The 26,575-nt window shown below is 66.0% G+C and carries 22 protein-coding genes; 17 read left to right on the plus strand and 5 right to left on the minus strand.

The features are described 5' to 3' along the window. Window positions 1-75: 75 nt before the first annotated feature. The 5 genes from MTBLM5_RS09895 to MTBLM5_RS09915 all read left to right on the plus strand — a co-directional run bounded on the left by MTBLM5_RS09895 (window position 76) and on the right by MTBLM5_RS09915 (window position 5,953). Window positions 76-822 carry a (Fe-S)-binding protein gene (locus MTBLM5_RS09895; RefSeq protein WP_173975959.1) on the plus strand — a complete coding sequence of 249 codons (747 nt, stop codon included), beginning with the start codon at window positions 76-78 and terminating at the stop codon, window positions 820-822. Beyond that, entirely contained in the window at window positions 815-2,233 is a 1,419-nt protein-coding gene (locus MTBLM5_RS09900) for a LutB/LldF family L-lactate oxidation iron-sulfur protein (RefSeq protein WP_173975960.1), read from the plus strand. The genes MTBLM5_RS09895 and MTBLM5_RS09900 overlap by 8 nt, the downstream gene beginning before the upstream one ends. Continuing rightward, on the plus strand, window positions 2,226-2,849 hold the full coding sequence (locus MTBLM5_RS09905) for a lactate utilization protein (protein WP_173975961.1): 624 nt from the start codon (window positions 2,226-2,228) through the stop codon (window positions 2,847-2,849). The genes MTBLM5_RS09900 and MTBLM5_RS09905 overlap by 8 nt, the downstream gene beginning before the upstream one ends. Before the next feature lie 8 nt (window positions 2,850-2,857). Further along, window positions 2,858-5,569, plus strand: coding sequence for an FAD-binding and (Fe-S)-binding domain-containing protein (locus MTBLM5_RS09910; RefSeq protein WP_173975962.1), 2,712 nt, complete (start codon window positions 2,858-2,860; stop codon window positions 5,567-5,569). Window positions 5,570-5,644: 75 nt separating this feature from the next. Continuing rightward, complete coding sequence (locus tag MTBLM5_RS09915) at window positions 5,645-5,953, plus strand: STAS domain-containing protein (RefSeq protein ID WP_173975963.1); 309 nt, start codon at window positions 5,645-5,647, stop codon at window positions 5,951-5,953. Between the two features lie 6 nt (window positions 5,954-5,959). Here MTBLM5_RS09915 and MTBLM5_RS09920 read toward each other — a convergent pair whose 3' ends face one another. Then, window positions 5,960-7,546 (minus strand): peptide chain release factor 3, encoded by a 1,587-nt coding sequence (locus tag MTBLM5_RS09920; RefSeq protein ID WP_173975964.1) that lies wholly within the window; start codon window positions 7,544-7,546, stop codon window positions 5,960-5,962. A 63-nt stretch (window positions 7,547-7,609) separates the two neighbouring features. Here MTBLM5_RS09920 and MTBLM5_RS09925 point away from each other — a divergent pair, with 63 nt between their 5' ends. Next, window positions 7,610-7,804 (plus strand): hypothetical protein, encoded by a 195-nt coding sequence (locus MTBLM5_RS09925; protein WP_173975965.1) that lies wholly within the window; start codon window positions 7,610-7,612, stop codon window positions 7,802-7,804. Window positions 7,805-7,868: 64 nt separating this feature from the next. Then, complete coding sequence (locus MTBLM5_RS09930) at window positions 7,869-9,131, plus strand: sensor domain-containing diguanylate cyclase (RefSeq protein ID WP_173975966.1); 1,263 nt, start codon at window positions 7,869-7,871, stop codon at window positions 9,129-9,131. A 21-nt stretch (window positions 9,132-9,152) separates the two neighbouring features. On the opposite strand, the gene pheT is transcribed toward MTBLM5_RS09930, so the two are convergent. From pheT to rpmI, 4 genes are all read right to left on the minus strand, one after another. Beyond that, a complete protein-coding gene (pheT, locus tag MTBLM5_RS09935; protein WP_173975967.1) occupies window positions 9,153-11,549 on the minus strand; it encodes a phenylalanine--tRNA ligase subunit beta in 2,397 nt (798 codons plus the stop codon). Beyond that, window positions 11,546-12,625, minus strand: a complete 1,080-nt coding sequence (pheS, locus tag MTBLM5_RS09940; protein ID WP_173975968.1) for a phenylalanine--tRNA ligase subunit alpha — start codon at window positions 12,623-12,625, stop codon at window positions 11,546-11,548. The genes pheT and pheS overlap by 4 nt, the downstream gene beginning before the upstream one ends. Window positions 12,626-12,704: 79 nt before the next feature. Further along, window positions 12,705-13,061 carry a 50S ribosomal protein L20 gene (rplT, locus tag MTBLM5_RS09945; protein ID WP_068502442.1) on the minus strand — a complete coding sequence of 119 codons (357 nt, stop codon included), beginning with the start codon at window positions 13,059-13,061 and terminating at the stop codon, window positions 12,705-12,707. A 1-nt stretch (window position 13,062) separates the two neighbouring features. After that, window positions 13,063-13,269 carry a 50S ribosomal protein L35 gene (gene rpmI / locus MTBLM5_RS09950; protein WP_173975969.1) on the minus strand — a complete coding sequence of 69 codons (207 nt, stop codon included), beginning with the start codon at window positions 13,267-13,269 and terminating at the stop codon, window positions 13,063-13,065. Window positions 13,270-13,455: 186 nt separating this feature from the next. Between rpmI and MTBLM5_RS09955 the strand changes: the two genes are divergently transcribed. From MTBLM5_RS09955 to MTBLM5_RS10000, 10 genes are all read left to right on the plus strand, one after another. Next, the gene (locus tag MTBLM5_RS09955; protein ID WP_173975970.1) at window positions 13,456-13,815 is read left to right on the plus strand and encodes a hypothetical protein; all 360 of its coding nucleotides are present in this window, start codon (window positions 13,456-13,458) and stop codon (window positions 13,813-13,815) included. A 309-nt stretch (window positions 13,816-14,124) separates the two neighbouring features. Continuing rightward, window positions 14,125-15,939 (plus strand): trypsin-like peptidase domain-containing protein, encoded by a 1,815-nt coding sequence (locus MTBLM5_RS09960; RefSeq protein ID WP_173975971.1) that lies wholly within the window; start codon window positions 14,125-14,127, stop codon window positions 15,937-15,939. A 215-nt stretch (window positions 15,940-16,154) separates the two neighbouring features. Continuing rightward, window positions 16,155-16,646, plus strand: a complete 492-nt coding sequence (gene rimP, locus MTBLM5_RS09965; protein ID WP_173975972.1) for a ribosome maturation factor RimP — start codon at window positions 16,155-16,157, stop codon at window positions 16,644-16,646. Between the two features lie 24 nt (window positions 16,647-16,670). Beyond that, the gene (nusA, locus tag MTBLM5_RS09970; RefSeq protein WP_173975973.1) at window positions 16,671-18,182 is read left to right on the plus strand and encodes a transcription termination factor NusA; all 1,512 of its coding nucleotides are present in this window, start codon (window positions 16,671-16,673) and stop codon (window positions 18,180-18,182) included. A gap of 5 nt (window positions 18,183-18,187) precedes the next feature. After that, window positions 18,188-18,781, plus strand: coding sequence for an RNA-binding protein (locus MTBLM5_RS09975; protein ID WP_217425010.1), 594 nt, complete (start codon window positions 18,188-18,190; stop codon window positions 18,779-18,781). 67 nt (window positions 18,782-18,848) lie between these two features. Continuing rightward, window positions 18,849-21,515 (plus strand): translation initiation factor IF-2, encoded by a 2,667-nt coding sequence (gene infB, locus MTBLM5_RS09980; RefSeq protein ID WP_173975974.1) that lies wholly within the window; start codon window positions 18,849-18,851, stop codon window positions 21,513-21,515. A gap of 36 nt (window positions 21,516-21,551) precedes the next feature. Beyond that, entirely contained in the window at window positions 21,552-21,992 is a 441-nt protein-coding gene (gene rbfA / locus MTBLM5_RS09985) for a 30S ribosome-binding factor RbfA (protein ID WP_173975975.1), read from the plus strand. 181 nt (window positions 21,993-22,173) lie between these two features. Beyond that, the gene (locus MTBLM5_RS09990) at window positions 22,174-23,778 is read left to right on the plus strand and encodes a tetrathionate reductase family octaheme c-type cytochrome (RefSeq protein ID WP_254430979.1); all 1,605 of its coding nucleotides are present in this window, start codon (window positions 22,174-22,176) and stop codon (window positions 23,776-23,778) included. Window positions 23,779-23,781: 3 nt separating this feature from the next. Further along, window positions 23,782-24,393 (plus strand): cytochrome b/b6 domain-containing protein, encoded by a 612-nt coding sequence (locus MTBLM5_RS09995; RefSeq protein ID WP_173975977.1) that lies wholly within the window; start codon window positions 23,782-23,784, stop codon window positions 24,391-24,393. Window positions 24,394-24,616: 223 nt separating this feature from the next. Then, the gene (locus MTBLM5_RS10000) at window positions 24,617-26,575 is read left to right on the plus strand and encodes a methyl-accepting chemotaxis protein (protein WP_173975978.1); all 1,959 of its coding nucleotides are present in this window, start codon (window positions 24,617-24,619) and stop codon (window positions 26,573-26,575) included.

Raw genomic sequence — 26,575 nt, forward strand, 5'->3', positions numbered from 1 at the left:
CATCGAACGGGTAGGCGCGCCGTTTGGAAAGTGGTATTACCAGATGGATGCCCCGTCGTCACTCAGAGAGAAGCCATGCCTTTGCCCGGCCGCCCCGACACCGTCTATTATTTCGGCACCTGCCTGGTCGATCTGTTCTATCCCGAGGCCGGTCTGGCCGGGATGGAGCTGTTGAAGCGGGCCGGGATGCGGGTGGTGTTTCCCGCCGACCAAAGCTGCTGCGGCCAGCCGGCCCGGAATTCCGGCTATTTCGACGAGGCCCGCGCCGTGGCGCTGCGTCAGATCAAGGCCTTTCCCCAGCCCTGGCCGATCGTGGTGCCGTCGGGGTCGTGCGCCGGCATGATGAAGACCCATTATCCCGACTTGTTCGAAGGCCGGCCCGAGCACGAGGCCGCCAAGGCCTTTGCATCCAGAGTGTTCGAACTGACCGACTTCCTGGTCAACGTCGTCAACATCCGGTTGACCGACAAGGGCCAGCCGCTGACCGTCACCTGGCACGGCTCGTGTCATTCGATGCGCGAGATGGGGGTGGTCGATCAGCCCAAGGCCCTGCTGCGCCAATTGGCCAACGTCACCCTGGTCGAGAACGGCCGCGAGAAGGAATGCTGCGGCTTCGGCGGCACCTTCGCGGTGCGCCAGCCGGAAATCTCGGCGGCCATGGTCGCCGACAAGGTGGCGGCGCTCGAGGACACCCGGGCGGCCCGGGTGGTCTCGGGCGATTGCGGCTGCCTGATGAACATCACCGGGGCCATGGGCAAAAAGGGCAGCCCCATGGGCGGCCAGCACATCGCCCAATTCCTGCTGGAGCGCGTCGATGGGTGACTTCACTTCCCGCGCGCCGGCCGCGCTGAACGATCCCACCTTGCGCGCCAATTTCCGCCGGGCCATGGACGGCCTGATGACCAAGCGCGCCGCCCAGTTCGCCGACCAGGACGCCTGGGAGAGCTTGCGCGCCCGGGGCGCCGCCGCCAAGGCCCGTGTCGTCGCCCGCCTGCCCGAATTGTTGGTGGAACTGGAAGCCAACCTGACCCGCAACGGCATCGTCGTTCATTGGGCCGAAACCACCGCCCAGGCCAACGCCATCGTGCTCGACATCTTGCAAAAGGCGGGTGCGAAAACGGTGATCAAGGGCAAGTCGATGGTGTCCGAGGAGATGGAGCTGAACCATCACCTGGAAGCCCACGGCATCCGCGCGGTGGAATCCGACCTGGGCGAATACATCATCCAATTGGCCGGCGAGGCCCCCAGCCACATCGTCATGCCCTGCATCCACAAGAACAAGGCCGAGATCGCCCGATTGTTCGAGGCCAACATCGCCGGCCTGGGCTACACCGAGGATGTCGATGCCCTGACGGCCGCCGCGCGGGCGGCGTTGCGCGGCCAGTTCGCCGCGGCCGATGCCGGCATCTCGGGCGTCAATTTCGCCGTCGCCGAGACCGGGACCCTGGTGCTGGTGGAAAACGAAGGCAACGGGCGGCTGTCCACCACATTGCCGCCGCTGCACATCGCGGTGATGGGCATCGAGAAGCTGGCGGAAAAGCTGGACGATCTGCCGGCGCTGTTGTCCTTGCTGCCGCGCTCGGCCACCGGTCAGGCCATCACCACCTATGTCAACATGATCAGCCGGCCCCGGCAGCCGGGCGAGAAGGACGGGCCCAAGGCGGTCCATGTGGTGCTGCTGGATTCCGGGCGTTCGCGCGTCTATGCCGACGCCCAGCTGCAAGACACGCTGCGCTGCATCCGCTGCGGCGCCTGCATGAACCATTGCCCGGTCTATTCCCGGGTCGGCGGCCACACCTACAAGTTCGTCTATCCCGGGCCGATCGGAAAAATCCTGACGCCGCAGCTGGAGGGACTCGATTGCGCCGGCGACCAGCCGCACGCTTCGACCCTGTGCAACGCCTGCGTCGAGGTCTGTCCGGTCAAGATCCCCATCGCCGACATTCTGGTCCGGCTGCGGGCCGAATCGGTCAATTCCACCGGCTCGGGCGCGGTCAAGGGCGCCGGCTCGATGCGCAAGCGCCTGGAAAGCCTGGCGTGGCAAGGGTGGGCGGCGATGTACAAGGTGCCCATGCTGTACCGCCTGGGCAGTTGGGGGCTGACCCGGCTGGGCAATTGGCTGCCGGACAGCCTGCCGATGCTGAAGCGCTGGACAGCGGTGCGGACCCGGCCGCGCTTCGCCGCCAAGACCTTGCACGAACTGGCCCGCGACAAGGGTTACGACCATGAATGAGACCGCCCGCGCCAACATCCTGGCCCGCCTGCGGGCGGCGCCGCGCCAAATGGTGCGGGACCGGCCCGACTGGACGCCGCCGACCTATGGCGAGGGTCGCCTGGCCCGGTTCCGCGCCATGCTGGAAGCGGTGCACGGCGAAATCCACGAGGTCACCACCGAGGATTGGGCGGAACGCCTGGGCGTGCTGCTGGCCGATCGCGGCGCGACCCGGGTGATGGTTCCGCCCGGCCTGGCCCTGCCCGACGGGCTGGTCGCCGTCCCCTATGACCAACCGGTCGAGGAGCTGAAGGCGGTCCTGGTCCAAGGTGTCGAGGCCGGCATCACCTGGGCCAAGGCGGCCATCGCCGATACCGGCACCCTGGTCTTGTGGCCCGACGCGGACGAGCCGCGCCTGACGAGCCTGCTGCCGCCGATCCATGTGGTGCTGCTGCGCCTGGGCAGCCTGGTGGACAATCTGGCCCAAGTGATGGCCGATCAGAACTGGGCGGCGGGCATGCCGACCAACGCGCTGCTGATCTCGGGGCCGTCGAAGACCGCCGACATCGAACAGACCCTGGCCTATGGCGTGCACGGCCCGAAAGAGCTGATCGTCCTGGTCCTGACCGACGCCTGAGGCCCGCCATGACCACCCTGATCCACGACCTTGCCGCCTTCGTTCCCGACGACCGCCTGATCCGCGATCCGCTGCGGCTTTTGGCCTATGGCACCGATGCCAGCTTCTATCGGCTGGTGCCCAAGGTGGTGGTCAAGGCCGAAAGCGAGGACGAGGTCCGAAGCGTGCTGGATGTCTGCCATCGCCACCATGCGCCGGTGACCTTCCGCGCCGCCGGCACCAGCCTGTCGGGGCAGTCGGTCACCGATTCGGTGCTGCTGCTGCTGGGCGACAATTGGAACGGGGTGCGGGTGCTGGACCAGGGTCTTAGCATCGCGCTGCAGCCGGGCGTCATCGGCGCGGAGGCCAACCGCCGCCTGGCCGCCTTCGCCCGCAAGATCGGCCCCGACCCGGCCAGCATCGATAGCGCCAAGATCGGCGGCATGGCCGCCAACAATTCCAGCGGCATGTGCTGCGGCACCGCCGACAATTCCTATCAGACCCTGGTGACCATGCGGCTGATCCTGGCCGACGGCACCTTGGTCGATACCGGCGACGCGGCCTCGGTGGAACGCTTCCGCCACAGCCATGCCGGATTGCTGGCCGAACTGGCCGAACTGGGCCGCGCCACCCGCGCCGACCAGGCGTTGGCCGAACGCATCCGCGCCAAGTTCGCCATCAAGAACACCACCGGCTACGGGCTGAATTCGCTGGTGGATTTCGAGGACCCGCTCGACATCTTGCAGCATCTGATGATCGGGTCCGAGGGCACCTTGGGCTTCATCGCCGAGATCACCTATCGCACCGTGCCCGATCACGCCGACAAGGCCAGCACCTTGATGCTGTTTCCCGACCTGGCCGAGGCCTGCCGGGCGGTGGCGATCTTGAAAAGCCACCCGGTGGCGGCGGTGGAACTGATGGACCGCCCGGCGCTGCGCGCCGTCGAGGACAAGCCCGGCATGCCGGACGGTCTGGCCGATCTGCCCGACCAGGCCGCCGCCCTGCTGGTGGAAACCCGTGCCGAGAACGCGGCCGCCCTGGCCGCCAATATCGAGGCGATCAGCCAGGCTCTGGCCGGCTTTGGTTTCGCCCGGCCCCATGCCTTCACCACCGATTCCGGCGAGAGCGCCAAACTGTGGAAGATCAGGAAGGGCCTGTTTCCGGCGGTGGGCGCGGTCCGCAAGGTCGGGACCACGGTGATCATCGAGGACGTCGCCTTCAAGATTCCCGACCTGGCCGCCGCCACCCTTGACCTGCAGGCGCTGCTGACCCGGCACGCTTATCCGGAAGCGATCATTTTCGGCCATGCGCTGGACGGCAATCTGCACTTCGTCTTCACCCAGGATTTCGGGCAAGAGGCGGAAGTGAAACGCTACGCCGCCCTGATGGACGACGTCGCCGATCTGGTGGTCAACAAGTATGACGGGTCCTTGAAGGCCGAACACGGAACCGGCCGCAACATGGCGCCCTTCGTCGCCCTGGAATGGGGCACCCAGGCCCACGCCTTGATGTGGCGGATCAAGCGGCTGCTGGACCCGCAGGGGCTGCTCAATCCCGGTGTCATCATGGATGACAACCCGCATGCCCATCTCGAGAATTTGAAGCCGCTGCCGCCGGCCGATCCTTTGGTCGATACCTGCATCGAATGCGGCTTCTGCGAAAGGATGTGCCCGTCGCATGGCCTGACCCTGTCGCCCCGCCAGCGCATCACCGGCTGGCGCGAGATCTCGCGCGCCGATGCCGCCGGGGAAGACAGCCGGGCCTTGTCGACGCTTTACGATTACATGGGGCTCGACACCTGCGCCGCCTGCGGCTTGTGCGCCACCGCCTGTCCGGTCGGCATCGAGACCGGCAGTCTGATCAAGGCGCTGCGCGGGCGCAAGGCGGGCGGCCTTGAAAAGGGAATCGGCCGGCTGGCCGGCAAATATTTCGGCGCCACCCTGACCGCCACCCGCCTGGGCCTGGCGGCCGCGTCGCTGGTGCGCCGCCACTGGCCGCGCCCGGCCCAGTCACCCCGACCGGGCAAGCCAGCTTCGACCGGCGACGCGGTGGTCTATATCCCGTCCTGCGCCTCGCGAGCCATGGGCACGGCGGCGTCGGATGGCGAGACCCGGCCTTTAACCTCGGTGGTCGCCACCATCTTCGACCGCGCCGGCTTCGCCATGGTGCTGCCCGACGGGCTGGACGAACTGTGCTGCGGGTTGCCGTTCGAAAGCCGCGGCCTGGCCGCCACCGCCCAATCCAAGGGCGACCAGATGCTGGCCGCCCTGATCACGGCCAGCGACGGCGGCCGGTTGCCGGTGGTGATGGACACCTCGGCCTGTTCCAACCGGCTGAAGGCGATCCGCCAGGCCGGCCTGACCGTGCTGGACCTGGTCGAGTTCCTGGCCACCCGTGCCCTTCCGCGCCTGACCATCCGGCGCCAGACCGGCCCGGTGCTGCTGCATGTGCCCTGTTCGATCAAGAAGCAGGGGCTGGAAGAGGCGATGATCGCCCTGGCCCGGGCCTGCGCCGATCAGGTGGTGGTGCCGGAATCGGTCACCTGTTGCGGCTTCGGCGGCGATCGCGGTTTCGCCGTGCCGGAATTGAACAGCCACGCCTTGCGCCGACTGACGGTGCCCGAGACCTGCCCAGAGGGATTTTCCGCCAACCGCACCTGCGAGATCGGTTTGACCGAGCATGCCGGCATCCCCTATCGCTCCATCGCCTATCTGGTCGAGCGCTTAAGTCGAATGGCATAGGCCAGAGGTGATGCGGACAGGCGCGGATGTGTGTAAGGTAGCGCCTGTGTGCAACGCCAGGGGTAGTGGTGCTCGATGGAGTACGTGGTTGAGAACGAGCAGGGCGACAATTCCGGGATTGTCATCTGTCTGACCGGGCGGGTCGATTATGCGGCGGTCGGCAGCTTCACGTCGATCATCGAGACCGCGCAGGAATTGGCGCCCAAGCGGCTGCGGGTCGACATGACCCGGGTGTCCGGCATCGATTCGGTCGGGTTCGGCCTGATGATCATGCTGCGCGAGGCATTGCCGACCGCGCAGATCGTCCTGTCGGGCGCCGAAGGCGTGGCCAAGCGGCTGCTGGGCCTGTTCGACGCCTCCAGCCTGTTCGAAATCCGCGAATAAGCCGGCTTAATGCTGCTCGCGGGTGGCGGTGAAGCGGACCTTGGGGAAATCCTGGCCGGCCCGGCCCAATTGCCATGAATTGCGCGCCAGATAGACCAGGCCGCCATCGCGGTCTTCAGCCATGTTCGACTTGTTGGCGGCCATGAAGCGCTCCATCTCGGCCGGCTCGTCGGCGAAGACCCAGCGGGCGGTGACGAAGCCGCCATCCTCGAACCCGGCCTTGATATTGTATTCGGCCCCGATGCGGGTGGTCAGCACGTCGAACTGCAAGGGGCCGACCACGCCGACGATCCAGGTCGAGCCGTCCAGCGGCTTGAACACCTGGCTGACTCCTTCCTCGGCCAGATCGTCCAGCGCCTTCTTCAATTGCTTGGCCTTCATCGGGTCGTCCAGGCGGACCCGGCGCAGCACTTCCGGGGCAAAGGTGGGAATGCCCAGGAAGTTGATGTCCTCGCCCTCGGTCATGGTGTCGCCGATGCGCAATTGCCCGTGGTTGGGGATGCCCATGATGTCGCCGGGGAAGGCCTCTTCCGCCAGTTCGCGGCTTTGCGCCAGGAAGAACACCGGATTGTAGACCGCCATCACCTTGCCCGACCGCACATGCTTGAGCTTCATGCCGCGCTTGAACTGGCCCGAGCAGATGCGGAAAAAGGCGATGCGGTCGCGGTGGTTGGGATCCATGTTGGCCTGGATCTTGAACACGAAGCCCGAGACCTTGTCTTCGGCCGGCTCGACGATGCGGGTGTCGGCCTTGCGGGCCAGGGGGGCGGGGGCCAGCCGGCCGACGCCCCTCAGCAATTCGGCGACGCCGAAGGTCTTCAAGGCCGAGCCGAAGAAGACCGGGGTCAGGTGACCGGCCAGGAAGCTTTCCAGATCGAATTCGGGATAACCGCCCCTGACCAGCTCGACATCGTCGCGAAGCTTGTCGGCGGCGGCCTTTCCCACCGCCTCGTCCAGGCGGGGATCGTCCAGGCTGGCATCGACGGCGATTTCGGCGATGTGGTCGCCGCGGCCGGGATCGAACAAGATCACCCGGTCGCGCAGCAGGTCATAGACGCCCTTCAGGTCGCGGCCCATGCCGATGGGCCAGGTGACCGGGGCGACGTCGAGCGCCAGGGTCTTCTCGATCTCGTCCAACAGGTCCAGGGGATCGCGGCCCTCGCGATCGACTTTGTTGACGAAGGTGACGATGGGCACGTCGCGCAGGCGGCACACCTCGAACAGCTTCAGGGTCTGGGTCTCGATGCCCTTGGCGGCGTCCAGCACCATGACCGCCGAATCGACGGCGGTCAGGGTGCGGTAGGTGTCTTCCGAGAAATCTTCGTGGCCGGGCGTGTCCAGAAGGTTGTAGGACAGGCCCTCATGTTCGAAACTCATCACCGAGGCCGACACCGAGATGCCGCGTTCCTTTTCGATGGCCATCCAGTCCGACCGGGTGCGGCGCTGCTCGCCCCTGGCGCGCACGGCGCCGGCCATCTGGATGGCGCCGCCGAACATCAGAAGCTTTTCGGTCAGCGTGGTCTTGCCCGCATCGGGATGCGAGATGATGGCGAAGGTGCGCCGAAGCGCCAGTTCCTGGATCAGCGTGCTCATGGGGGCGGTTTTTCCCCGGTTCTGCACCGGAAAGCAAGCGAATTGACGAAAGGAAGGCTGTCCATGACCACGCTTATCCTGCCACCCGATCTGGCCGACCGCCTGGACGCCGTCGCCCGCCGTCTGCGCCGCAAGCCCGAGGAATGCGCGCTCGCGGCCATCCGCACCTTCATCGAGGATTGCGAAGACAACGCCCGGCTGGCAACCAGCCTGAACCCCGACGGCATCGCCCGCCCGCCCGAGGATTTTTGGGATTAGCACACAAGGTTGAAAATCCCTTATAGTCATTGGTCATAGTGCAGCGATTAGGCGCTCCCCTCCGATGCAGCTTTCGATCTCGCGTACCTTGGTGGTGATCTACTCGGCGATCGCCGTGGTGTCGTTCGCGGCCATCGGCATGGCCAGCACCTGGATTCAGGAACGTTCCGTCACCACCATCGCCGCCGCCGAGTCACGCCGCAACGCCGAACTGATCTTCCAGAATCTCTATTCGGTGATGCGCAAGGGCTGGAGCAAGGCCGAGATCACCGATCTGGTCGGCCGCATGAACGACGCCATCCCCGACATCCGGGTGTCGGTCTATCGCAGCCAGCAGGTGGCCGATTCCTTCGGCGAGATCGAGGGCGACCGCGTGGTGCGCAGCACCGACCAGGACATCGCCGCCGCCATGGCCTTGGGCCAGGACCGGCTGATCACCCTGGGCGACACGCTGCGCTATATCTATCCGGTCACCGTCAGCGCCGAGTGCCAGGAATGCCATGTCGGGGCGAAGATCGGATCGGTCAACGGGGTGATCGACATCCGTTTCCCGATCTCGCGCCTGCGGGTGCCGCTGGAATTCACCCTGGGCACCATCACCTGGGTCTTCACCGCCGTCATCGCCATCATCTTCGTGCTGGTGCTGGTCAAGGTCCGCTATCTGGTGGCGCGGCCGATCACCAATCTGGCCCGCCACATCGACGGCATCGTCGTCTCGGGCGACCTGTCGCGCCGCGTCACCGGCCGGTCCTATCAATGGCTGTCCGAGGTGGGCTCGCTGGCCCACAACTTCAACCGCCTGATGGAGGACCTGGAAAGCAGCCGCGCCGCCCTGGTCGAGCAATCCATTACCGACCCGCTGACCGGCCTGGCCAATCGCCGCCGCTTTTCCGAGGCCCTGGCCGCCGAAGTGGTGCGTTCGCAGCGCTACGGCCATCCGTTCGGGCTGATCATGCTGGATCTCGACGGCTTCAAGCCGATCAACGACCGCCACGGCCACGCCGCCGGCGACATGGTGCTGTCGGCCGTCGCCGAGGCGCTGACCGCCAATGTGCGGGTCAACGACCTGGCCGCCCGGTTGGGCGGCGACGAATTCGTGGTGCTGCTGCCGGAAACCGGGCCGGAAGGCATCAAGGCGCTGTGCGACAAGCTGACCCACGCCATCCACGCCCTGCGGGTCACCACCGCCACCGCCGAATTGTCGGTGGGTGTCAGCCTGGGCGCGGCGCTGTTCCCCGACCAGGGCCGCTCGGCCGGCGAATTGCTGGCCCGCGCCGATGCCGCCATGTATGCCGACAAGGGACGGCACAAGAGCCGGGGGTTCTAAGCCCCGGCCCCTGCCGGCAGGTCAGCCGCGCAGCGTTCCCCCGGTGGCCTTGACCACCGCATCGACCACCTTCTTGGTCACCGCCTCGATCTCGTCGTCGGTCAGGGTCTTTTCGGTCGGCTGCAGGGTGATCGACACCGCCAGCGACTTCTTGCCCTCGCCGACATTCGGCCCTTCATACAGGTCGAACACCGAGGCGTCGGTGATCAGCGCCTTGTCGGCACCTCGCGCCGCCTTCAGCACCGTATCGGCGGCAACCTTGGCATCCAGCACGAAGGCGAAGTCGCGTTCAAGCGGCTGGAAGGCGGCCAGCTTCAACAGCGGCTTGGCCTTGGTCGCACGCGCCTTGACCGGCGGCAGGGCTTCCAGGAACAGCTCGAAGGCCACCATCGGCCCCTTGACGTCCATCTGGGTCAGGATGCCGGGATGCATCTCGCCGAAGAAGGCGACGGCCTTGTTGCCCAGCTTCAAGGTGCCCGAGCGGCCGGGGTGGTACCAGGCCGGCGCTTCCGCCACCACCTGGAACGAATCCGGGTTGGCCCCGGCGGCATTGATGGCGGCCAGCAGATCGGCCTTGGCGTCGAACAGATCGACGGCCCGGGCCTTGTCGGCCCAATGGCGGGCGCTAGCGCGGCCGGCGCGAAGACCGGCGGCGACGGCGCGCTGCTGGCCGGGCATCGGACCGTCGAATTGCGGGCCGATCTCGAACAGGGCCAGGTCCTTGAAGCCACGGTCGGCGTTGCGGCCGGCCGCCGCCACCAGATTGGGCAGCAGGCTGGGGCGCATGCAATCCAGGTCGGCCGAGATCGGGTTGGCCAGATGCAACTCGGGCGCGCCGCCGCCGAACAGCTTGGCCTGGTTCGAGGCCAGGAACGACCAGGTGACGGTCTCGACCATGCCGCGCGTCGCCAGATGACGGCGCACGAACGAGGCGCGGCGCTGGCCGGGCGTCAGCACCGGCTTCGGCGTGGTCGGGCGCGGCAGCGGCACTTCCGGCAGCTTGTCGAAGCCGTTGACGCGGATCACCTCTTCCACCAGATCGTGCTCGGCCGAGATGTCGCCGCGCCAGGACGGCGGCACCACCAGCAGACCGCCGGCATGTTCCGACACCGTGCAGCCCAGGCCCCTCAGGATGGCTTCCTGCTTGGCGACCGCCACATCGACGCCGCCCAGGCCGGCGACACGGGCCGGGCGCAGCACGATCGATTTCTGCCATTCCGGCGGTTCGCCGGCGACGATGATGTCCGACGCTTCGCCGCCGCACAGTTGAAGGATCAGCCGGGTGGCGATCTCGGTGGCATCGACCAGGAAGGCCGGATCGACGCCGCGCTCGAAGCGGAAGCGGGCGTCGGACAGGATGTCCAGCTTGCGGCCCGTCGCGGCGGTGCGGATCGGGTCGAAAGTGGCGGTTTCCAGGAAGACCTCGGTGGTCGTCTCGGTGCAGCCCGAATGCTCGCCGCCCATGATGCCGGCCAGGGCTTCCGGCCCGGCCTCGTCGGCGATCACCGTCATGGTCGGCTCAAGCGCATAGGTCTTGCCGTTCAGGGCCACCAATTGCTCGCCGGATCGCGCCAGGCGGGCGCGGATGTCGCCCTTGACCTTGCCAGCGTCGAACACATGCAGCGGCCGCGCCAGGTCGTAGGTGACGTAATTGGTGATGTCCACCAGGGCGGAAATCGGACGCAGGCCGATGGCGGTCAGGCGGTCCTTCAGCCAGGCCGGGCTTTCGCCGTTCCTGACGCCCTTGATCATGCGGCCGACGAACATCGGGCAGGCCGAGGCGGTGTCGGCGGAAAATTCCAGCTTGACCCCGATCGGCGACTTGAAGGTGCCCTTGACCGGGCTTGCATCCAGCGGCTTCAGCGTGCCCAGGCCCGAGGCGGCCAGGTCGCGGGCGATGCCGCGCACGCCCAGGCAGTCGGCGCGGTTGGGGGTGATCGACACCTCGATCATCGGATCGACGCTCAAGATATCGACCAGCTTGGTGCCGGGCGTCAGCGTGGCGTCCAGTTCGGCGATGCCGTCATGGTCCTCGCCCATCTCCAGCTCGCGCCACGAGCACATCATGCCCTGGCTTTCGACGCCGCGGACATTGCCCTTCTTCAGGGGCTGGCCGGTGGCGGGAATGACCACGCCGGGCTGGGCCAGGATCACCTTCAGGCCGGCCCGGGCGTTGGGCGCGCCGCACACCACCTGCAGCACCTGGCTGCCGTTATCGACCTTGCACACCCGCAAACGGTCGGCGTCGGGATGCTTGTCGGCCTCCAGCACATGGCCGACGACGAAGCCGGAAAGCCGGGCGGCCGGATCGACCACCCCTTCCACTTCCAGACCCATCTCGGTCAGGCGGGTCTCGATCTCGGCCAGGGTGGCGGTGGTTTCCAGGTGGTCCTTCAACCAGGACAGGGTGAATTTCATCGGGTCAGCCCCCCGGACAGCGTGGGCACGTCAAGGGGCACGAAGCCGTAATGCTTCAGCCACCTAAGGTCGGATTCGAAGAAGGTGCGCAGATCGGGGATGCCGTATTTCAGCATGGCGACGCGCTCGACGCCCATGCCGAAGGCGAAGCCCTGATACTCGTCGGGATCGATGTTGCAGGCCCGCAGGACGTTGGGATGGACCATGCCGCAGCCCAGGATTTCCAGCCAGCCTGCCCCGTTTCCAATTTTGAGCTCGCCACCCTCGCGCGAGCAGCCGATATCGACCTCGGCCGACGGTTCGGTGAAGGGGAAGAAGCTGGGGCGGAAGCGCACCGGCACCTCGTCCACCTCGAAGAAGGTGCGCACGAACTCGGCCAGCACGCCCTTCAGGTGGCCCATATGGGTCGCCTTGTCGATGACCAGACCCTCGATCTGATGGAACATCGGGGTGTGGGTCATGTCGGAATCGCAGCGATAGGTGCGACCGGGCGCGATGATGCGGATGGGCGGCTGGTTGGCCAGCATGGTGCGGATTTGCACCGGGCTGGTGTGGGTGCGCAGCAGATGGCGCGAGCCGTCTTCCTGTTCGCCGAAATAGAAGGTGTCGTGCATCTGCCGGGCCGGATGCTCGGCCGGGATGTTGAGCGCGGTGAAATTGTGGAAATCGTCCTCGATGTCGGGACCTTCCGCCACCTCGAAGCCCATGTTGGCGAAGATGGCGACCATCTCGTCCATCACCTGGGCGATGGGGTGGACGCGGCCCGATTGCGTGTCGGGGCGGACCGGAAGCGTGACATCGACCCGCTCGCGGGCCAGGCGCTGATCCAGGGCGGCGCTATCCAGCACCGCCTTGCGCGCGGCGATCGCTTCGGCCACCTGATCCTTGACCTGGTTCAGCGCGGCACCGGCGGCCTTGCGGGCCTCGGGGTCCATCTTGCCCAGCGACGCCATCAGGGCCGAGATGCTGCCCTTCTTGCCCAACAGCGCGACGCGCGCCGCTTCCAGGGCGTCACCGTCGGCGGCACCCTCGACCGAGGCCAGCGCGGCGGCCAGGATATTATCCAGATCTTCCATCCCGAGTTCCCCATCAGACACGAAAGGGGGCCGCCTTCTCAGGCAGCCCCCTCCATCGATTTCAAAGGCCGGACCAGCCTTACTGGAGGGCCGCCTGGGCCTTTTGAACCAGCGACTTGAAGGCTTCCGGCTCGCGCGCGGCGATGTCGGCCAGGACCTTGCGGTCCAGGGCGATGCCGGCCTTCTTCAGGCCGTCCATGAAGCGCGAATAGGGCAGGCCGTGCTGGCGGGTGCCGGCATTGATGCGCTGGATCCACAGGGCGCGGAAATTGCGCTTCTTGGCCCGGCGATCGCGATAGGCATAACGCAGCGCCTTCTCGACCTTCTGGATCGCCACCCTAAAGCAGGTGGAGGAACGGCCGCGGAAGCCCTTGGCCAGCTTCAGAATCTTCTTGTGACGGGCGGACGTGGTCACGCCCCGCTTGACGCGCGCCATGTTACTTGTCTCCGTACGGCAGGTAGTAGGTCTTGACCTTCTCGGCATCACCCTTGAACAGGATGAACGTGCCGCGGGCCTGACGCTTCATGTCCTGGGGCTTGGCCGACAGGCAGTGACGCTTGTTGGCGGCAGCGGCCTTGACCTTGCCGGTGCCGGTGAGCTTGAACCGCTTCTTGGCGGCGCTCTTGGTCTTCATCTTGGGCATTTTCGCGATCCTTGCGAATGAGAGTTCAGATGCGTTTCCGAGGCGGCGGGGCATGCCCTTGATCAGGCCCGCGCTCGCCCGAAGGGTGATGCTTATAACGGCAGAGGGCCGCGATTGCAAGGGGGTGCGCCTCTTGACGAAAGGACGGTGCTGACATCTGATAGACCACGGCCCTGGGAGACAGCCATGAGCGAGTCCGAACCCGTGACATTGCACGAGGACGAGAAAACAGGAGATCGGTTTCTCGTCTACGGGACCGACAAGGGACTTCGGCTTGATATCCGTTATGAAGGCAATTCCCTGTGGATGACGCAGGCGCAAATCGCTGAGCTGTTCGGTCGCGATGTTTCGGTGATTTCCAGGCACATCGCCAATGTGATCGAAGACGGGGAGCTTCCTCAGGAAGGCAATTTGCAAAAAATGCAAATTGCCGGATCAACGCGCCCTGTCGTCCTCTACAGCCTCGACATGGTCATTTCGGTCGGCGCCGGGTTCAAAACTCAAGTGCAACAGCGATTGATTTTGCGAAGGCCTCGATGGGGGTAAGGAGGCCGGGGCGCTTTCGGGTTGTGGTGTTGCAGGTCCAGACGATGCCGTGGATGCCGTTTTCCGAGACGGCGTTGAAAAGGGTTTGGCGCGGAAGGCTGATCGCAGCGAAGCCATGATGATGGCCACCGACGGCCTGATCACTGCCGTTAGCGGGTGGCGCTGAATGCTCATTTCTATTTTTTCTTGGCTGGCCAGATGGACTTGGCAAAGTTGTGAGGATAGCAGCTGACCCAACGCGCATCCCGTTGGTTGAACATCTTTTCCATCTGCCGCAAGATTGGCTTATTGTGGTGATGGGGGGTGATCATGCGATCTACGTTCCGGCTGGCGCCAAGCCTGATCGTGCTGGCGCTCGTCTTGGGCGGGTGCCGGACGATCCAGGACGTCGCCTACGTCAAAGGCAGCGATGCCGCAAACGAAGGGCGCTACGAAGAAGCGTTCGAACGCTTCAAGTCTGTTGCTGCCGTCGATGGATACGACGGCCAGGCTTCGGCCCAATACCGGCTGGGCGAGATGTATCTGAATGGCCAGGGCACCCGGCGTGATCCTGCCGCAGCCAAGAGGATGTTCGAACTCGCTGCCGCCAACACCGACCGCAGCTGGCGTCGCCTGGCGCTCTACAAGCTGGGCGCCATGCACGATGAGGGCATGCCCGGTGTCGTCACCAAGGATCGGCTGAAGGCTGCCGAATACTTCAAGAAGGCGGCCGATGATGGCTACGATATCGCCACCGACCGTCTCAAGAGCCTGCAGCGGCACCCGGAGGTGTTCGTGCCGCTCCATCCAGAGGAATTCACCCGCCCGGAGACCGGCGTGGCGCCAGCCGGGCTGTCGGCCGCATTCAAAGCCTTCGAGCGCGGCGATGCCGAAGGCGCCTTGAAGATCTTCATGTGGCACGCCAAGAAGGGGAACGAGCAAGCTCAGGCCGCAGTGGCCAAGTTCTACAAGGACGGCCTGGTGGTGCCGAAGGATCCTGCCAAGTACGCCGGTTGGGCCTGGCTCGCCGCCCGCAACGGCAATCCGCAAGCCCAGTTCGAAATGGGACTGCTCTACAACGAGGGGGAGACCGTCCCCGGCAGCGACGACGAAGCTCTGCGTTGGTTCTCAATGGCCTCGACCCAAGGCCTTGCTGAGGCCACCAACTGGTTGGGGATCATCGCCGCCAACCCCGTCGACAAGAACGTGAAGCCTGACTGGGAAAAGGCCGTCGGGCACTTCCGAAAAGCAGCCGAGGGCGGTTCCGTCTTCGCGTTGGTGAACCTCGGCGATGCCATGGTTGAGGGACGGGGCTTGCCCAAGGATGCCGATGGCGCCCGCCGTCTATACCAGAAGGCCGCCGACGCCGGGAATGTCGTAGCACGGCGTAAGTTGATCGAGATGGGCCTGACGCCGATTGCCAAGGCGGCGGAGACGCCTGTGAAGCCGATGGTGGCCACCAAGTCAGCAGCGGCAGCGGTAGCAATTCCATCAGCTACTCCAACTGCCGCTCCAGCCCCAGTACCCCCGGTGCCGGTCGCACCGCCGCCACCGGTCGTGGTCAGTATGACAGTGCCGCTGCCGAAGCCTTCGCCGGTGGAGATTTACTCGAAACTGTCGCCGTCGGTCTTCCGCCTGATCGCGGTCAACGTGGGCAAGGACGGAGGAGCCACCGGCTCTGCCGTCGCGCTGACCGGCTCGCTCGCCATCACCAACTGCCATGTCACCGACGGTCATGATGGTCTTGGCGCCAAGCTCGGCGGGCAGGTGGCGGTGTTCCGCGTCATCAACGGGAACCGGAAGAAGGACATGTGCGTGATCAAGGCCGATCAGCGCCTCGTCCCGGCGACGGATGTCCGCCGCTATTCAGACCTGAAGGTGGGCGAAAAGGTCTACGCTATCGGCTCGCCCAAATCGCTGGAGAACACGATCTCGGAAGGCATCGTGTCGGGTCTGCGGACGTCCGACGGAGTTCGCTATGTCCAGACCACGGCGCCGATCGCTCCAGGCTCATCTGGCGGCGGTCTGTTCGACGAAGAGGGGCGTCTGATTGGCATCACCACCTGGAAAGTGCCCGGGGAAGGCAACCTGAACTTCGCCGTCGCCGTCGATGAGGCGCTCGAAGTGCTCGACCGCAGCAAGTAGGGGAATGGCTATGATCCGAAAGCCGCGCCGCCCAAGAACTTGAGGTTCGGCGTCACCCCACTCTCTTCTTGCCCTCTCGGACGAATCCGCATATTGTCCGCTCCATAGACACATTCTTGCTTCATTCCCAAGAGGTCGTGTTCGATCGGAGGGATTGATCGTAAGGGTGGGCCAGTGGCCCACTTTTTTTGTTTTTTGGACCCTGGATCACGATAATGGACCTTGAAACCCGCCTGACCGCGCTGATCGCCCCGTCGCTGGAAGCGATGGGATACGAGCTGGTGCGCGTGCAGTTCCAGGGCAAGACCCACCCGACCCTGCAGATCATGGCCGAACGCGCCGACCAGGCGCCGATGACCGTCGATGATTGCGCGACCATTTCGCGCTCGCTGTCGGCGCTGCTGGATGTCGAGGACCCGATCCAGGGCGGTTACGTGCTGGAGGTCAGCTCGCCGGGCATCGACCGGCCGCTGACCCGGCCCAAGGACTTCCAGACCTGGGCCGGCTTCGAGGCCAAGCTGGAAAGCCTGGTCGCCGTGGATGGCCGCAAGCGTTTCCGGGGCCGCCTGGTCGGCCTGGAAGGCGAGGCGGTGCGCATCACCCTGGATTCCGGCGACGCCCTGGTGCCGCTGGCCGATTTGAAAAGCGCCAAGCTGGTGCTGACCGATGAACTGATCGACGCCGTGACCGCCAAGGGTCAGGCGTAAGGAAACAAGGGAAACAGACGAGCAATGGAACGTATCGCAGCCCTGCCCCGCCCCGAGCTTCTCCAGGTCGCCGACGCGGTGGCCCGCGACAAGGGCATCGACCGCGACGAAGTGCTGGAAGCGATGGAACAGGCCATTCAGAAGGCCGGTCGCTCGAAGTACGGTCACGAACACGACATCCGCGCCCATATCGACCGCAAGACCGGCGAGATCCTGCTGGCCCGCTATATCGAAGTGGTGGAAGAGGTCGAGAACGAGACCACCCAGCTGCCGCTGGCCCGTGCCCTGAAGAAGAAGCCCGACGCGGTGGTCGGCGACTTCCTGGTCGATCCGCTGCCGCCCATCGATTTCGGCCGCATCGCCGCCCAGACCGCCAAGCAGGTCATCGTCCAGAAGGTGCGCGACGCCGAGCGTCAGCGCCAGTTCAACGAATACAAGGACCGCGTCGGCGAGATTTCCAACGGCCTGGTCAAGCGCGTCGAATTCGGCAACGTCATCATCGATCTGGGCCGCGCCGAGGGCTTGCTGCGCCGCGACGAGCTGATCCCGCGCGAGACCTTCCGCACCGGCGACCGCGTGCGCGCCTATATCTACGACGTCCGCCAGGAGCAGCGCGGCCCGCAGATCTTCCTGTCGCGCACCCATCCGACCTTCATGGCCAAGCTGTTCGCCCAGGAAGTGCCGGAAATCTATGACGGCATCATCGAAATCCGCGCCGTCGCCCGTGACCCGGGCTCGCGCGCCAAGATCGCCGTGATCAGCCACGATTCCTCGATCGACCCGGTCGGCGCCTGCGTCGGCATGCGCGGCTCGCGCGTGCAGGCGGTGGTCGCCGAACTGCAGGGCGAGAAGATCGACATCATCCCGTGGTCGAGCGAATACGCCACCTTCGTCGTCAACGCCCTGGCCCCGGCCGAGGTCAGCAAGGTGGTCCTCGACGATGAATCCCACACCATGGAAGTGGTGGTGCCCGACGATCAGCTGAGCCTGGCCATCGGCCGGCGCGGCCAGAACGTCCGCCTGGCCAGCCAGTTGACCGGCTGGTCCATCGACATCATGACCGAGGCCGAGGAATCCGAGCGCCGCAACGAAGAGTTCCGGTCGCGCTCGAAGATGTTCATCGACGCCCTGGATGTGGACGACGTCATCGCCCATCTGCTGGTGACCGAAGGCTTCTCGAGCGTCGAGGAAGTGGCCTTCGTGCCGGCCGAGGACATTTCCGGCATCGAGGGTTTCGACGAGGATGTCGCCGTCGAGCTGCAGAACCGCGCCAAGGCCTTCCTGGCCGAGCAGGACGAGCGCTACGATTCCATGCGCCGCGATCTGGGCGTCGTCGACGAGATGGCCGCCATCGAGGGCCTGGCCCCGTCCATGCTGGTCAAGCTGGGCCATCGCAACATCAAGACCCTGGACGATCTGGGCGACCTGGCGTCGGACGAACTGATCGACATCCTGGGCAAGGAAGAAATGACCGAGGACCAGGCCAACGCCGTCATCATGGCCGCGCGCGCGCACTGGTTCGAGGGTGAGGGCTGAGACCTTTGGAGGCCGAGGGCGAAGAGGAAATCCTGACCGGGCCGGAGCGGCGTTGCGTCGTCACCGGCCAGGTACAGCCCAAGGCGGAGTTGCTGCGTTTCGTGGTCGGACCCACCGGTGAGGTGGTCCCCGACATCGAACGGAAGCTTCCCGGGCGGGGAATCTGGTTGAGCCCCCGCCGGGATGTGGTAAATACGGCCGTGGCGAAGCGAGCCTTCTCGCGCGCCGCGCGCCGCCCGGTGACGGCGCCCGAGGATCTGGCCGACCGGGTCGAGGGATTGTTGGCCCGCCGGGCGCTGGAATGTCTGGCCCTGGCGCGGCGCGCCGGCCAAGCGGTGTGTGGCTTCGAGAAGGTCAAGGCCGCGCTGGACGGGGGCACCGTGGCGGTGCTGGTCGAGGCCCGGGACGGGTCGCGGGCCGGCCAGGCCAAGTTGACACCCAAGGCGGGGGGCGCCATGCAGGTTCGCCTGTTCGACGCCGCCGATCTGGGCCTGATTTTCGGCCGCGACCACGCGGTCCATGTCGGCGTGGCGGCGGGGGGGCTGGCCGATCGATTGAAGGAACTGGCCAGGCTTCTGGCCGGGTTCCGCGAAGAGTGACGTTATGAGTTGATGTGAGGTCGGACCATTCTGGTCCGCCGAAAGCCGAAAGAGACGAAGTCCGTTCATGAGCGAGTCCGACAACCAAGATCGCAAGACCCCGTTGAAGCTGTCGCAGCCGGGGAAGCTTGAACTGAAGAAGACGGTGGAATCCGGTCAGGTCCGCCAGAGCTTCTCGCATGGCCGCTCGAAGGTGGTGACCGTGGAAGTGCGCAAGAAGCGCACCTTCACCGCCGACGCCGGCGGCGCCATGCACGAGGTGCGTGGCCAGCAGGCCCATTCCGGCGCCGAGGCTGAGTTGGCCAAGGCCGTGGCGATCGTCGAGGCCGCCCAGCAGGCAGCCAGCGCCCACGACCTGACCAACCACGAGAAGGTGGCCCGCGCCAAGGCCCTCGAGACGGCGATGAAGGTCGCCGAGGACGCCCGCCTGCGCGCCGAGGAAGAAGCCCGCATCCGCGCCGAGGAAGAGGCCCGCGCCGCCATCGAGGCCGCCGAGCGGGCCGCCATCGAGGCCGAGGAAGCCGCCAATCGCCCCGAGCCCGAGGCCGTCGAGGCCGCTCCGGTGGCCGAGGAAGCCCCGGCTGTCGCCGCTCCGGCCCCGGTCGCACCCGCTGCCGCCGCTCCGGCTGCTCCGGCCGCCGCTGCCGCCACGCCGGCCGAGCCCCGCCAGGGTCCGCGCATGACCGCGCCGCCGCCGCCGCGCCCCGAGGGTGCCGCCGCCCCGGCCGCCGCTGGCGTGGCCCGTCCGCGCACCGCCGAGGAAGAAGAAGAGGAAGAGGAGCGCGCCAAGAAGCGCGCCGCCGCCCACAAGCCGGCCCCGGTCAAGCGCACCGAACCGCGCCGTCGCACCGGCAAGCTGACCATCACCGCCGCCCTGGACGACGACGATCGCGGCGAACGCGGCCGTTCGCTGGCCGCCGTCAAGCGCGCCCGTGAACGCGAACGCCTGAAGCACCTGCAAAAGGGATCGGAGAAAGTCATCCGTGACGTCATCATCCCGGAAAGCCTGACGGTCCAGGAACTGGCCAACCGCATGGCCGAACGGGGCGGCGACGTCATCAAGTGCCTGATGCGCATGGGCGTGATGGCTTCGATCAACCAGTCGATCGACGCCGACACCGCCGAGCTGGTGGTCGCCGAGTTCGGCCACAACATCAAGCGCGTCTCCGACGCCGACGTGCTGGTCGGCCTGGAAGGCGAGGTCGACGACGACGCGGTGCTGGTCACCCGTCCGCCGGTGGTCACCATCATGGGTCACGTCGATCACGGCAAGACCTCGCTGCTGGACGCCCTGCGCGAAACCGACGTGGTGTCGGGCGAAGCCGGCGGCATCACCCAGCATATCGGCGCCTATCAGGTCCAGTTGGCCTCGGGCGCCAAGATCACCTTCATCGACACCCCCGGCCACGAAGCCTTCACCGCCATGCGCGCCCGCGGCGCCAAGGTGACCGACATCGTGGTGCTGGTGGTCGCCGCCGACGACGGCATCATGCCGCAGACGGTGGAAGCCATCCGCCATGCCAAGGCCGCCGGCGTGCCGCTGATCGTCGCCATCAACAAGATCGACAAGCCCGGCGCCAATTCCGAACGGGTCCGCCAGGAATTGCTGCAGCATGACCTGGTCACCGAGGAACTGGGCGGCGACATCCTGGCTGTGGAAGTCTCGGCCAAGAAGCGCATGAATCTCGACAAGCTGGAGGAAGCCATCCTGCTGCAGGCCGAGATCCTGGACCTCAAGGCCAACGCCGCCCGCGCCGCCCAAGGCACCGTGGTCGAGGCCAAGATGGAAAAGGGCCGCGGCCCGGTCGCCACCGTGCTGGTCCAGAAGGGCACCTTGAAGGTGGGCGACGTCTTCGTCGCCGGTTCCGAATGGGGCAAGGTCCGCGCGCTGGTCGACGACAAGGGCAACCGCGTCGAGGAAGCCGGCCCGTCGACCCCGGTCGAGGTGCTGGGTCTGGACGGCGTTCCCGCCGCCGGCGACGACATCATCGCCGTCGAGGACGAATCCCGCGCCCGCGAAATCTCGGGATACCGCCAGCGCCAGGACCGCGAGGCCCGGGCCAAGGCCGCCGCCCGCGGCACCCTGGAACAGATGTTCTCGGCGATCCAGGCCGGCGAGGCCAAGGAACTGCCGATCGTCATCAAGGGCGACGTGCAGGGCTCGGTCGAGGCCATCACCGGCGCGGTCGAGAAGATCGGCAACGACGACGTCAAGGTGCGCGTGCTGCACGCCGCCGTCGGCCCGGTCAACGAATCCGACGTCACCCTGGCCAAGGCCTCGAACGGCCTGATCATCGGCTTCAACGTCCGCGCCAACCCGCAGGCCCGCGACATGGCGCGCCGCGACGGCGTCGATATCCGCTATTACAGCATCATCTATGACGTCACCGACGACATGAAGAAGATGCTGTCGGGCATGCTGGCCCCGACGCTGAAGGAACACCAGATCGGTTACGCGCAGATCCGCGAAGTCTTCAACATCACCAAGGTCGGCAAGGTCGCCGGCTGCATGGTCACCGAAGGCATCGTCAAGCGTGGCGCCGGCGTCCGCCTGTTGCGCGACAATGTGGTGATCCACCAGGGCGAGCTGAGCCAGCTCAAGCGCTTCAAGGACGACGTCAAGGAAGTGCGCGAAGGCTACGAGTGCGGCATGTCGTTCGCCCATTACGACGACATCCGCAACGGCGACGTCATCGAGTGCTTCGAGGTCGAGGAGATCGCCACCACCCTGTAAGGGCGGGGCGATCTTTCATCGCGCGAAAGGACCACCATGCCCAGGGGCTACAAGCCGCCCAGCCAGCGCCAATTGCGCGTCGGCGAGGAACTGCGCCACATCGTCGCCAACATCCTGGAACGCGGTGACATCCGCGATCCCGATCTGGCCGGGCGGGCCATCACCGTGACCGAGGTGCGGGTCAGCCCGGATCTCAAGAACGCCACCGTGTTCGTGGTGCCCTTGGGCGGCGGCGACGCCACGCCGTTGATCAAGGGCTTGAAGCGGGCGAAGGCCTTTCTGCGCCACGAAATGGCCCGTCAGATCGACCTTAGGGTGGTGCCGGACCTGTTCTTCGAGGCCGATACCAGCTTCGACGAAGCCGGCCGTATCGAGGCGTTGCTGCGCAGCCCGGTGGTGCGCCGCGACCTGGGCGACGATGATTTCGCCCCCGCCGCCACCTCGGACGGCGTCGATGGCGCCGACGACGGCGAATAGCCCTCTCCGACCGCATCCGACCCGAACATCGCGTCACCGCAAGGTGATCGACGGCGGCGCGGGCGCGCACGCCGGTTGAGCCACATCAACGCGGCCTAATTTACCAAGTGCTACATTTTACGCCGCACCTCCATCGACCGGGAGCGCGCCGATGGGGAATTCCTTGCCACAGGGGGGAACCATGCTGGCAAAATCCACGTTCATCGCCCTAGCCGCCCTGATGGTCGCCCTGGTTGTGGGCGGCCCGGGTCACGCGGCCCAGGATGCCGGTCCCAGCCTTCGCCAGGCCAGCACCGCCGATCACAGCAAGTTCAAGGATCTGCAAGGCCCGTTCGCCTCGGGCCCCGAGGTCACCAAGGCCTGCCTGTCATGCCATACCGAGGCGGCCAAGCAGGTCCACAAAAGCCTGCACTGGACCTGGGACTACACCAATCCGCAGACCGGCCAGAAGCTGGGCAAGAAGAACATCATCAACAATTTCTGCGTTTCGCTGGGCACCAACGAACCGCGCTGCACCTCGTGCCATGTCGGGTTCGGCTGGAAGGATGACGGCTTCGACTTCGCCTCGGAAGCCAATGTCGATTGCCTGGTCTGCCACGACCGCACCGGCAGCTACAAGAAGTTCCCGACCGATGCCGGGCATCCCAATTATGTCGAGAAGCAGTTCCCGCCCGGCAGCGGCAAGGTCTGGCCGCCGGCCGATCTGGCGAAGGTGGCGCAAAATGTCGGGCCGTCCAGCCGCCAGACCTGCGGCGCCTGCCACTTCTTCGGCGGCGGCGGCGATGCGGTCAAGCATGGCGACATCGATTCGTCGCTGGGCAAGCCCGACAAGGCCTTGGACGTCCACATGGATGCCAACGGCCTGAACTTCACCTGCGCCACCTGCCACACCACCACCTGCCACATCACCGCCGGCTCGCGCTTCGCCACCAAGGCGGTGGACAAGACCGGCATCGACGTTCCCGGCCATACCGACGGCAACCGCGCGACCTGCGAATCGTGCCACGGCATGGCGCCGCACAAGAACGACACCTTCGCCGCCAAGTTGAACGACCATACCGACCGGGTGGCCTGCCCGACCTGCCATGTGCCCACCTTCGCCCGCAAGCAGGCGACCAAGACGGTGTGGGACTGGTCGACCGCCGGCAAGCTGAAGGACGGCAAGCCGTTCATGGTCAAGGACCCGTCGGGCCACGTCACCTATGACAGCATGAAGGGCGACTTCCAGTTCGCCGCCAACGTGGTTCCGGCCTATCGCTGGTTCAACGGTGACATCAAGTACACCGTGAAGGGCGAGAAGATCGACGACAGCCGCACGGTCGGCATCAACATGCTGGGTGGATCGGCCGCCGATCCCGCCGCCCGCATCTGGCCGTTCAAGGAATTCAAGGGCCGTCAGCCCTATGACACCGTCAACAAGACCTTGTTGATGCCCCATGTGTTCGGCAAGGACGAAAACGCCTTCTGGGGCAATTTCGACTGGGGCAAGGCGCTGACGGCGGGCATGGCCAATGCGGGCTATCCCTATTCCGGTCAGTATGGCTTCGTCGATAGCGTCTATTACTGGCCGATCACCCACATGGTGGCGCCCAAGACCGACGCGGTGAAGTGCGGGTCCTGCCATTCGGCCGAGGGCCGCCTGAAGGACCTTCCCGGCTTCTACATGCCCGGTCGCGACCGCTTCGCCTGGCTGGACCTGATCGGGTTCGGGCTGGCGGGGCTGACCCTGGCCGGCGTGGTTCTTCATCTGGTGTTGCGCGTCGCCTTGTCGCGGCGGGGGAGGTAAATCATGGCTAAAGCCGTCGTCTTCACCCGCTTCGAGCGGCTATGGCACTGGACCCAGGCGATCTTGATCGTGGCCCTGATGCTGACCGGTTTCACCGTCCACGGGACCTTGTCCCTGATGAAATGGGGCCGGGCCGCCGACCTGCACGTCACCTTGGCCTGGGCGTTGCTGGTTCTGTGGGCCTTCGCCATCTTCTGGCATGTGACCACCGGGCAATGGCGTCACTACATCCCGACCGGCGACAAGCTGGTCGACGTCGCCCGTTATTACACCATCGGCATCTTCCAGCCGGGGGTGAAGCATCCCTACAAGAAAAGCCTGACGGCCAAGCACAATCCGCTGCAACGCCTGGCCTATCTGTTCTTCAAGCTGATCATCTCGCCGGCCCTGTGGGTGTCGGGGCTGCTTTACATGTTCTACAACGACTGGCCGGCCTGGGGATTGGGCGGGTTGTCGCTGGGATTGGTGGCTTTCGTCCATACCGGCGCAGCCTTCCTGATGCTGGTCTTCTTCATCGCCCACGTCTATATGGCCTTCACCGGCAAGCCGTGGTGGGAGATGGTCGGCTCGATGATCACCGGCAAGGCCGAGGTGGTCGATCCGCCCACCGGCTAAGGTCAGATTATCCGTCATTCGGCACCCTATGACGCCCTGCCTTGTGCAGGGCGTTTGCCGTCAATGTCGCCGCCGCCGATCGCGGCCATCGCTATCTCGCAGGGCGGCCATTGAGAATTCTCGATGCTGGACTGGATCGACACGGCCTAACATGAACAAGCCCGTGCGGTGACGGGACGGCTTGCTTCCGCCCGGACTTGCACGCGGCAAGGAGGGGTGGGCCATGAAGAAGACGGGAATCAACGGGCGCCTGGTGGCCAGTTTCGCCGCGACGCTGGGCTTGGTGGTGGCGGCGGTGGTGCCGCTGCTGCTGCATCAGATTTCTTCGACCATCATGCGGGCGGAAACCCGCGAACTGGAGGGCGTCAACGACGCCTTCACCGCCGCGGTGGCCACCGCGGCCGACACCGGTGCCGGCATGGCCTGGCTGGTGGCGACCGTGCCCGAGGTCCAGCAGGCCTTCGCCATCGGCAACCGCGAGCGTCTGACCCACATGTTCGCCCCCGGCTTCGCCACCCTGAAGGAAAAGGTCGGGGTCGATCAGTTCCAATTCCATACCGCACCGGCCCGATCATTCCTGCGGATCCACATGCCCGGCAAGTTCGGCGACGATCTGTCGTCGTTTCGCATGACGGTGGTGGATGCCAACCGCAGCCGCCAGCCGGCGATCGGTCTGGAAAGCGGGGTCGGCGGTTTGGGAATCCGCAGCGTCGTCCCGATGGCGTGGGAAGGTGTGGCCAGCGGCACGGTGGAATTCGGCATGTCGGTCGGCAAGCCGTTCGTCGAATCCTTCAAGGCGCGCTTCGGCGTCGATCTGGCCATCCATGTCGTCGATCCCAAGGCCGATGGCTTGAAGGTGCTGGCCGCGACGGTGTCCCAGGCCGTCCTGGCCGAGCCCGACCTGCGCCAAGCCCTGGCCGGCCAGCGGATCATCCGTCAGGCCGAGTTGGGCGGCCAACCGGTGGCGGTCCTGGCGGCGCCGGTGATGGATTATTCCGGCAAGCCGGTGGCGGCGGTGGAAATCATCCTTGATGCCACCGACTATGTCGCCCAGTACGGCCAAGCCCGCCTGATCGCCGGGGCGATCGCATTGGTGTCGCTGGCGGTGGGGTTGGCGGTGGCCTGGGTGCTGGCCCGTGGCATCTCGGCGCCGCTGCTGGGCATTACCGCGGTGATGCACCGCCTGGCCGATGGAGAGCTGGACGTGGCGGTGCCCTCGACGGCGCGCACCGACGAGGTCGGCGAAATGGCCCGTGCGGTCGAGGTCTTCAAGCGCAATGCCATCGACAAACTGGCGATCGAGACGGAAAGCCAGCGCTCGCGGGAGATCGAGGATCAGGCCCGGGCGGAACGCGACAACGCCGCCGCCGAGCACGCCCAGGGGGTTCGCTCCCGCGTCGAAGAGGTCGACCGCGCCACCGGTGCGATCAGCACCACGGCGCTAGGAATGTCCGAGCGCTCGCAGCGCAGCGGCAGCCTGTCGCTGGAGATGGGCGAGGCGGCCCGCATCACCAGCGAACGGGCCAGCATCGTGTCCGAGGCGACCAGCCAATTATCCATCGCCGTCGATGAAATCGCCCAGCAGGTCAGCGCCGCCAACGACATCACCCGCAAGGCGGTCAGCGAGGTCAGCGAGACCGCCAACCGCATGGAGGGATTGACGGCGGCGGTTCAGGCCATCGGCCATGTGGTCGGACTGATTCAGGGAATCGCCGCCCAGACCCGCATGCTGGCTTTGAACGCCACGATTGAAGCCGCCCGCGCCGGCGAGGCCGGCAAGGGTTTCGCCGTCGTCGCCGACGAGGTCAAGCACCTGGCCGACCAGACCGCCAGCGCCACCGGCGACATCGCCCGGCAGGTTTCCGAAATCCAGGATTCCGCCAAGGTGATGGCCGACAGCATTGCCGACGTCGTCACGGTCATCCAGACCCTCGACGGCGTTTCATCGACCATCGCCGGCGCTGTGCAGCAACAGGATGCCTCGACCCGCGAAATCGCCGAGCATGTGGGTGAGGTGGCCCGCCAGGCCGACGTGGTGTCCAACTCGGTCAGCTTGCTGGCGCGGACCTCGGCCAAGACCTGCGCCGGTACCATTCGGGTGATGTGGAGCGCCAAGGCGCTGGCCCAGACCGTCGATAGCCTGACCGGTGAGACCGAGGACTTCCTGGCCCGTCTGCATTGA

The sequence above is a fragment of the Magnetospirillum sp. LM-5 genome (genome assembly GCF_902729445.1).
Taxonomy (GTDB): domain Bacteria; phylum Pseudomonadota; class Alphaproteobacteria; order Rhodospirillales; family Magnetospirillaceae; genus Magnetospirillum.

Bases quoted from the DNA above. Each gene is read 5' to 3' on its own strand.
- rpmI (WP_173975969.1), bottom strand. From the start codon at position 13,269: ATGCCCAAGATGAAGACCAAGAGCGCCGCCAAGAAGCGGTTCAAGCTC.
- MTBLM5_RS09930 (WP_173975966.1), top strand. From the start codon at position 7,869: ATGCAGCTTTCGATCTCGCGTACCTTGGTGGTGATCTACTCGGCGATC.
- MTBLM5_RS09920 (WP_173975964.1), bottom strand. From the start codon at position 7,546: ATGAGCACGCTGATCCAGGAACTGGCGCTTCGGCGCACCTTCGCCATC.
- MTBLM5_RS09995 (WP_173975977.1), top strand. From the start codon at position 23,782: ATGGCTAAAGCCGTCGTCTTCACCCGCTTCGAGCGGCTATGGCACTGG.
- nusA (WP_173975973.1), top strand. From the start codon at position 16,671: ATGGAACGTATCGCAGCCCTGCCCCGCCCCGAGCTTCTCCAGGTCGCC.
- MTBLM5_RS09900 (WP_173975960.1), top strand. From the start codon at position 815: ATGGGTGACTTCACTTCCCGCGCGCCGGCCGCGCTGAACGATCCCACC.
- rimP (WP_173975972.1), top strand. From the start codon at position 16,155: ATGGACCTTGAAACCCGCCTGACCGCGCTGATCGCCCCGTCGCTGGAA.
- MTBLM5_RS09905 (WP_173975961.1), top strand. From the start codon at position 2,226: ATGAATGAGACCGCCCGCGCCAACATCCTGGCCCGCCTGCGGGCGGCG.
- rplT (WP_068502442.1), bottom strand. From the start codon at position 13,061: ATGGCGCGCGTCAAGCGGGGCGTGACCACGTCCGCCCGTCACAAGAAG.
- MTBLM5_RS10000 (WP_173975978.1), top strand. From the start codon at position 24,617: ATGAAGAAGACGGGAATCAACGGGCGCCTGGTGGCCAGTTTCGCCGCG.
- MTBLM5_RS09895 (WP_173975959.1), top strand. From the start codon at position 76: ATGCCTTTGCCCGGCCGCCCCGACACCGTCTATTATTTCGGCACCTGC.
- pheT (WP_173975967.1), bottom strand. From the start codon at position 11,549: ATGAAATTCACCCTGTCCTGGTTGAAGGACCACCTGGAAACCACCGCC.
- MTBLM5_RS09915 (WP_173975963.1), top strand. From the start codon at position 5,645: ATGGAGTACGTGGTTGAGAACGAGCAGGGCGACAATTCCGGGATTGTC.
- MTBLM5_RS09960 (WP_173975971.1), top strand. From the start codon at position 14,125: ATGCGATCTACGTTCCGGCTGGCGCCAAGCCTGATCGTGCTGGCGCTC.
- MTBLM5_RS09990 (WP_254430979.1), top strand. From the start codon at position 22,174: ATGCTGGCAAAATCCACGTTCATCGCCCTAGCCGCCCTGATGGTCGCC.
- MTBLM5_RS09925 (WP_173975965.1), top strand. From the start codon at position 7,610: ATGACCACGCTTATCCTGCCACCCGATCTGGCCGACCGCCTGGACGCC.
- infB (WP_173975974.1), top strand. From the start codon at position 18,849: ATGAGCGAGTCCGACAACCAAGATCGCAAGACCCCGTTGAAGCTGTCG.
- MTBLM5_RS09910 (WP_173975962.1), top strand. From the start codon at position 2,858: ATGACCACCCTGATCCACGACCTTGCCGCCTTCGTTCCCGACGACCGC.
- pheS (WP_173975968.1), bottom strand. From the start codon at position 12,625: ATGGAAGATCTGGATAATATCCTGGCCGCCGCGCTGGCCTCGGTCGAG.
- MTBLM5_RS09955 (WP_173975970.1), top strand. From the start codon at position 13,456: ATGAGCGAGTCCGAACCCGTGACATTGCACGAGGACGAGAAAACAGGA.
- rbfA (WP_173975975.1), top strand. From the start codon at position 21,552: ATGCCCAGGGGCTACAAGCCGCCCAGCCAGCGCCAATTGCGCGTCGGC.